Annotated in this window: 5 protein-coding genes, 1 tRNA gene and 1 pseudogene; 5 read left to right on the top strand and 2 right to left on the bottom strand. The window is 40.7% G+C overall.

Going from position 1 to position 6,325, the window contains the following annotated elements:
- Window positions 1-214, bottom strand: a 214-nt coding sequence (locus ODU55_RS11335; protein ID WP_153049227.1) for a helix-turn-helix domain-containing protein, incomplete at its 3' end; no start/stop codon positions are given.
- A 335-nt stretch (window positions 215-549) separates the two neighbouring features.
- On the opposite strand from ODU55_RS11335, the gene ODU55_RS11330 reads away from it, so the two are divergent.
- The 5 genes and pseudogenes from ODU55_RS11330 to ODU55_RS11310 form a co-directional block, all read left to right on the top strand.
- A tRNA-Thr gene (locus ODU55_RS11330) sits at window positions 550-622 on the top strand.
- A 568-nt stretch (window positions 623-1,190) separates the two neighbouring features.
- Window positions 1,191-2,918, top strand: a complete 1,728-nt coding sequence (locus ODU55_RS11325; protein WP_398582883.1) for an ABC transporter ATP-binding protein — start codon at window positions 1,191-1,193, stop codon at window positions 2,916-2,918.
- Window positions 2,918-4,657, top strand: coding sequence for an ABC transporter ATP-binding protein (locus ODU55_RS11320; RefSeq protein WP_029186306.1), 1,740 nt, complete (start codon window positions 2,918-2,920; stop codon window positions 4,655-4,657). Before ODU55_RS11325 ends, ODU55_RS11320 begins: the two co-directional genes overlap by 1 nt.
- Before the next feature lie 53 nt (window positions 4,658-4,710).
- The gene (locus ODU55_RS11315) at window positions 4,711-5,406 is read left to right on the top strand and encodes an HAD family hydrolase (RefSeq protein ID WP_398582882.1); all 696 of its coding nucleotides are present in this window, start codon (window positions 4,711-4,713) and stop codon (window positions 5,404-5,406) included.
- Between the two features lie 165 nt (window positions 5,407-5,571).
- Window positions 5,572-5,757 (top strand): annotated as a pseudogene (locus tag ODU55_RS11310) (carboxymuconolactone decarboxylase family protein); the annotation flags it as partial.
- A 3-nt stretch (window positions 5,758-5,760) separates the two neighbouring features.
- On the opposite strand, the gene ODU55_RS11305 reads toward ODU55_RS11310, so the two are convergent.
- A complete protein-coding gene (locus tag ODU55_RS11305) occupies window positions 5,761-6,261 on the bottom strand; it encodes a transposase (RefSeq protein ID WP_398582881.1) in 501 nt (166 codons plus the stop codon).
- Window positions 6,262-6,325 lie beyond the last annotated feature (64 nt).

Genomic DNA, 6,325 nt, shown 5'->3' with positions numbered 1-6,325 from the left:
GTGCATAATCAGCAGAATAAACTTTTTTGTAGACCCCTTTTCGCACTTGTTGTAAGGTTGTCCCACGCTTGATTTCATTATGAATCGTTTGAGGCGCCTTTCCTAACAAGCCTGCAATTTCACGATTGGACTTATTTTCAAGTTTCCACCGCTCAATCAAGCGACGGTTATCTATTGTCAAATGTTTCCCTTTTGGGGTATAATGTTCTTGCATCTCTGTGCCTTTCCTTGTGTTTGTGGTGAACAACAAGTACAGCACAGAGGTGTTTTCTTATACCTTAAATCACATTTCATTTGACAACAGGAACCCTTGAACCTATTTTTTCAGCTAAACCAAGGCTATGATTAGCCTTGGCCACCTAGCCTAACAGCTTCAAACCTGTTATCAAATGAAATCATCAACTTACTCAAACATAGTGAAACATCTAATTCTTGACTAAGGTAAGGTGGCTAACTTCATTATAGAACTTTCGTTTCTCTTTATTTTTTTTCATATTTCCAAAAAATCCATTGACTTTTTTTAGAGATATGATATACTAGTCAAGTACTGCTGGTTTAGCTCAGTCGGTAGAGCGCATCCATGGTAAGGATGAGGTCGCCGGTTCAATCCCGGCAACTAGCATCGAATACTATCGAAAGACCTTGTTTGACAAGGTTTTTTCTTATTTTTGTCCTAAATTCGCCCCAATTGTCAAAAAATCCCTTGACATGAATGTTTATTATGGTAGAATAGGGCTTAGAAATATGAAAGGAGTAAAACAAATGAACAAGCAACTTGTCATGCAGCAAGCTATTTTTTATCATACACTCCTTTCTAAGCGGGAAAACAGGGCTCATTGATAAACTTATGAAGTTTTTCGTGGGCTATATTTTGAAACATTGAGACAATCAAGCACTGTGGCCATGGTGTGATAAAAATTGTCGACTATGTTCAAGAGCCGGTCTATTTTTGTGGACTTACGCAAGCCTAGGTGGAGTGAGATGCTTCCCTGGGCTTTTTTGTGCGCTTAGAAAGGTAAGGTCTATCAACTGTTGCTCATTGAATATAGTCTTTTAGTTTACTTTTAGTACTAGGCAACGAGCCGCAGGCATAACTAGAGTTAGGCAAGGCGAGTTAACGAAGTAATAAAAGAAAAACTAAATGACGATAAAGTGGCAAATGATAGGTTATAGATTTGTAAAGGAGATATATGTTTCGATTAATTTTTGACTACATCAAGCGTCATAAGTGGCTCTATCTATTGGTTGCTGTGACCTTGATTATTTATGACGCCACACTTTTGCTACCAACGCAAATCATTCAGCGGATGGTCGATATACTAACCAAGAATGAATTAACACAGGCCATATTGGTTCAGGAGATGACCTTATTGTTATTGGTAACAGTGCTGAACTATGCAACAGCCTTCATTTGGCATCTGAAATTATTTCAGGCCTCTGTCAATTTCAAGTTTGATATGCAGCAACGTGCCTTTAAAAAATTAGTGACCATGCGGACTCCATTTTATGAAAAATTTCGCTCAGGAGATGTCATGACTCGTTTTTCAACGGATGTGGATGGCTTGATGGAGATGGTGGGTTACGGTCTTATGATTGTCGTCTATGCAGGCGGTATGTTGGCTTTTATCATTCCCACGATGTTCTTTATTGATTGGAAAATTTCGCTAGTAGCTTTACTACCGATGCTGTTCATGACACTATGTATATTTTTTATCGGGAGAAAACAAGATAAGGCGATTGATGCCAATAGAGAAGCTGTAGCCCAGCTCAATAATGAAGTTTTGGAGGTCATCGAAGGCATTCGAGTGACTCGGGCTTATAGTAAAAAAGCAAATCAAAAGGCTCAATTTCAAGCTCGTACCAAACAATTGGCTCAAGGTGGGGATCGCATCACTTCCTTGCAATCATTGTATAATCCATTAGCCACAGTCTGTTTGGGATTGTCTACTATTTTCGTGCTTCTCATGGGGGCACAAGCCGTGAAAGCAGGGCAACTGACCTTGGGACAAGTAATTGCCCTTCAATTGTATGTCGGTTCGCTTTTAGAGCCGTTTTGGACACTAGCAGATTTCATCCTTGTTTATCAGACTGGTAAGACATCTTTCGAAAAACTGCAAGAGCTGATTGAGACGGGTGATGATTTGGAGGCTGATGGTTCTAAGGAAATTGCAGAGCTGTCTAGTATTTCCTTCAAAAATTATAGCTTTAGTTATCCACAGGCAGAAAGAGCCAGCCTACAGGACATCAATTGGACACTGAAAGCAGGGCAAACTGTAGGTATCGTTGGGAAAACTGGTTCGGGAAAAACGACCTTGGTTCGCCAATTCTTACGCCAGTATCCGATTGGTCAGGGAAATTTTTTCATCAATCATCAATCTGTTTTAGACTTTAAACGTTCTAGTATAGAGGAAAAAATTGGCTATGTTCCACAAGAACACATTTTGTTTTCAAGGTCTGTTGGAGAAAATATTGCCCTTGGGAAAGTAGCTAGTAGCTCTGAGGAGATTGAACAAGCCATTGCCACAGCAGCTTTTAGTCAAGATTTAAAACGGATGACTGATGGTCTTGATACCATGATTGGTGAGCGTGGTGTATCTATTTCTGGCGGTCAGAAACAACGGATTTCCATTGCCCGTGCTTTCCTGCGAGAGCCAGATTTGCTAATTCTAGATGATTCTTTGTCGGCAGTGGATGCTCGGACAGAACGCCAGATTATCCAAAATATTCAAAAAGAACGTGCAGGCAAAACCAATGTCATCGTGACCCATCGTCTATCTGCTGTCAACCATGCAGACTGGGTACTAGTCTTGGATGGGGGGCGTATCGTTGAGGAAGGGCGTCCAGCTGATTTGCTTGCCCAAAGAGGTTGGTACTATGAACAATACCAACGACAACAAAGCCAGGAAGGAGGAGAGTAATGACTATTTTAGGTTTTTTATTAAAACAAATCGGTCGTGTCAAGTGGCTATTTATAGTAGCTGTCGGCTTCTATCTATTGGCTTCGACCATGGTTCGATTGGCTCCTCTGCTGATTCAGCAGGCGATTGATGGACCGATTACGGATTTAAGCAAGGGTTTGCCCTTTGATGAAGCTGTTTTCTTAAACCAGTCAGTTCAATACATGGGAATGATTATTCTGGGAGCTATTGGCTTCTACCTATCTATGCGTTTACTCATGCATTGCGCCAATCGTATTGCTGAAAATCTGCGTAATCAAGCCTACGATGTTATGCAACGGTTGCCTATTTCTTATTTTGATGATAAGCCCGCTGGAAAAATTGCAACTAGAATTGTCAATGATACAGAAACCCTGCGGACACAATTTTATGGGACCTTAGTTAATGCCTTTAACAATATTGTTCGTTTGCTCTTTACATACGGTGTCCTATTTTACATGAATAGGAGTCTCGGTTGGCTGATGTTACTCTTAATACCACTCTATATCGGTATTCAATTTGCTTACAAGAAAATGACAGACAAGCCGATGAAGGATTTTTATGATGCAAGGAGTGACGTCAATACGCAGGTGAATGAGACCATGAATGGTGCAAGTTTGATTCAACTTTTTGGACAAGAAGAGCGCATCATGAGAGAATTTGAAGTGACTGCTGACAAGATGCGTCGGGCAGATAATAAGATTATCTGGGCCCAGTCTCTTGCCACATGGAATCTGAGTGGTTTTCTGCAAAATTTGGTCATTGCTGCGATTTTAACGGTAGTCGGCTATCAGTTTCTTGCGGGACAGGATGGAGTTACAGCTGGGAAACTCTTTGTTTATGTCAACTATATCGAAGGAGTCTTCATTGCTTTGGGAGCGCTGGTTCAACAGTTCCCAAATATGCTTCGCTCTTTTGAAACAGGTAAGCGTCTAATGGCCCTTCTAGAAGAAGAGGTGGAGGACGACTGTGATCGTATTTTGGAAGTTGAACAAGGGCAAGTCGTGTTTGAACACGTGAACTTTAGCTATGAAGAAAACAGACCAGTTTTGAAAGATATCACCATTCGGGCAGAAAAAGGAGAAACAGTTGCTCTGGTTGGGCATACTGGGTCTGGTAAGTCTTCTATTATGAACCTCCTCTATCGTTTCTATGATCCACAGGAGGGACGTGTACTGATTGATGGGAAAAATATCCGTGATTATTCTCGTGAAAGCCTGCGCAGTCACATGGGGATTGTTTTGCAAGATCCCTATCTCTTTACAGGGACGATTGCCAGCAATGTTTCCATGAATGAAGAGGAAGCAGATAGAACAAGAATCCTGCAGGCGCTAGAAAAAGTTGGTGCAGGGCCTATGCTATCTCGCTTAGAGAAAGGGATTGATGAACCGGTTGTTGAGAAGGGGGCGGCCTTTTCAAGTGGGGAACGTCAGTTGATTGCCTTTGCGCGGACACTCTACTCTGATCCTAAAATTCTGATATTGGATGAAGCAACTTCTCATATTGATACGGAGACGGAAGAAATTATCCAACATGCCATGGAAGTGGTGAAAGAAGGTCGGACAACCTTTATTATTGCCCATCGACTTTCTACCATTCAAAATGCAGACCAGATTCTTGTCTTAGATCAAGGTCGAATTATTGAACATGGGAAGCATGAAGAATTGGTTGCACGTGGTGGAGTCTATGCTCAAATGCATGAGATTCAAGCAAAGGTGTGATAAGCAGTTAAAAATTCCAAGCTTTGGCTGGAATTTTTTGCTATAATTGATTCATGAAAGCCTTAATTTTTGATGTAGATGATACGCTTTATGACCAGATTCAACCGTTTGAACGTGCTTTGGAAAGACATATTGAAGTAGCAAGGGAGCAAATTGAACCACTCTACCTTTCCTTTCGCAGATATGCGGATGAAGTATTTGAAGCGACAGCAACTGGAAAGATGAGTCTGAAAGACAGTCATATTTATCGGATGAAACATGCTTTGGCAGATTTTGGGTATCAGGTGTCTGATGCAACAGCCTTAGCTATTCAAATAGATTATGATTATTTTCAAGGGCAGATAGAGCTCAGTCCAGTGTTTCCAGAAATATTTTCGTGGTGTCAGGCGCAAGGAATTGCAATGGGGATTATTACGAATGGACCTTATAGACATCAGTTGAGAAAGATACGCACGATGGGGTTAGTTAATTGGTTTGAGCTAGAACATGTCCTTATTTCTGGACAAGTTGGTATCACAAAGCCAAATCCTGCTATTTTTCAACTAATGGAAGAACGTTTGGGGATGTCAGGCGATGATGTTTGTTATCTGGGAGATTCCTTTGAAAATGACATCATCGGGGCAAAAACAGCTGGTTGGCAAGCGGTCTGGTTTAATCACAGAAAACGGTCAGAGCCAGTAGCTCCGTATCAGGCAGATAAAGTGGTGACAGATTGGGACGAACTGGTCGAAGTTATCCAGTCTTTCTAGTGGTTTCTGCAAGGGATTATCAATTTTTTATAGGTGTGATAGGCAAAATATATTAGCAGGATACCTGTCTTTATGATAGTATAAAATGTAAGCATAGAAGTATAGGTTTGAATCCAAGCAGATTTTTATTCCTACTCTATGAAATTTTTTAAAATGGAGTTACCTATGACACAAGTTTTCTTTCCTATCCATATTCTAGAGACTGTTAGTCCAGAATTACGAGAAAACCTTGCGACGGTCAAGAGAAATAACGGGGGCTATATTCCTAATCTCATCGGTCTATTAGCTAATTCTCCTACAGCCTTGGAAACTTATCAAACTGTTGGAGGCATTAACCGTCGCAACAGTTTATAGTCATTTAGTTTTAAAATAGTATTTCAAAGAATACTCAACCGATTGAAATTTCCTCAATAACTCAGCCACTTTTCTTTTCAATCCAGCCCAGAATCGTTCAATTGGGTTAAGTTCAGGGGAATAAGGTGGAAGCGGAAGAAAATAGTGTCCCTTAGCCACTGCAAGCTCATCTAGTTGTTTCTTGGGATGAAAAGCTGCATTATTCATAATGATGACATGGGGTTCTGTCAAGGATGGCAATAGCTGCTCCTGATACCACTTGATAAATAATTCCGCTGTCATCGTTCCATGATAAAGCAAGGGGGCTACAATTTTAGAACCAATTTGACCAGCTACTACCGAAATTCTTTCGAATCTGCGTCCACTTACCTTGTCGTATACTTTCTCCCCTCGAGGTGCTCTAGCTTTGTGACGATAAAGATAAGTATCAATGCCAGTCTCATCAATATAAACAATAGGGGTGTTTGGAAAGCAGGCTAAAACATCAAGATAGCGTCTCACCTTTTCGCTATCTTGTTCTTTATAGGTTGTGGTCTTTTTTTAAAGTAATATTCACTTTTTTTAG

It is taken from the genome of Streptococcus sp. 2022WUSS037 (genome assembly GCF_044427225.1).
In the GTDB taxonomy this organism is placed as follows: Bacteria; Bacillota; Bacilli; order Lactobacillales; family Streptococcaceae; genus Streptococcus.
Note: the sequence above shows the minus strand (reverse complement) of the source record. Positions and strands in the feature narration are given on the sequence as shown.

Bases quoted from the DNA above. Each gene is read 5' to 3' on its own strand.
- ODU55_RS11320 (WP_029186306.1), top strand. From the start codon at position 2,918: ATGACTATTTTAGGTTTTTTATTAAAACAAATCGGTCGTGTCAAGTGG.
- ODU55_RS11325 (WP_398582883.1), top strand. From the start codon at position 1,191: ATGTTTCGATTAATTTTTGACTACATCAAGCGTCATAAGTGGCTCTAT.
- ODU55_RS11315 (WP_398582882.1), top strand. From the start codon at position 4,711: ATGAAAGCCTTAATTTTTGATGTAGATGATACGCTTTATGACCAGATT.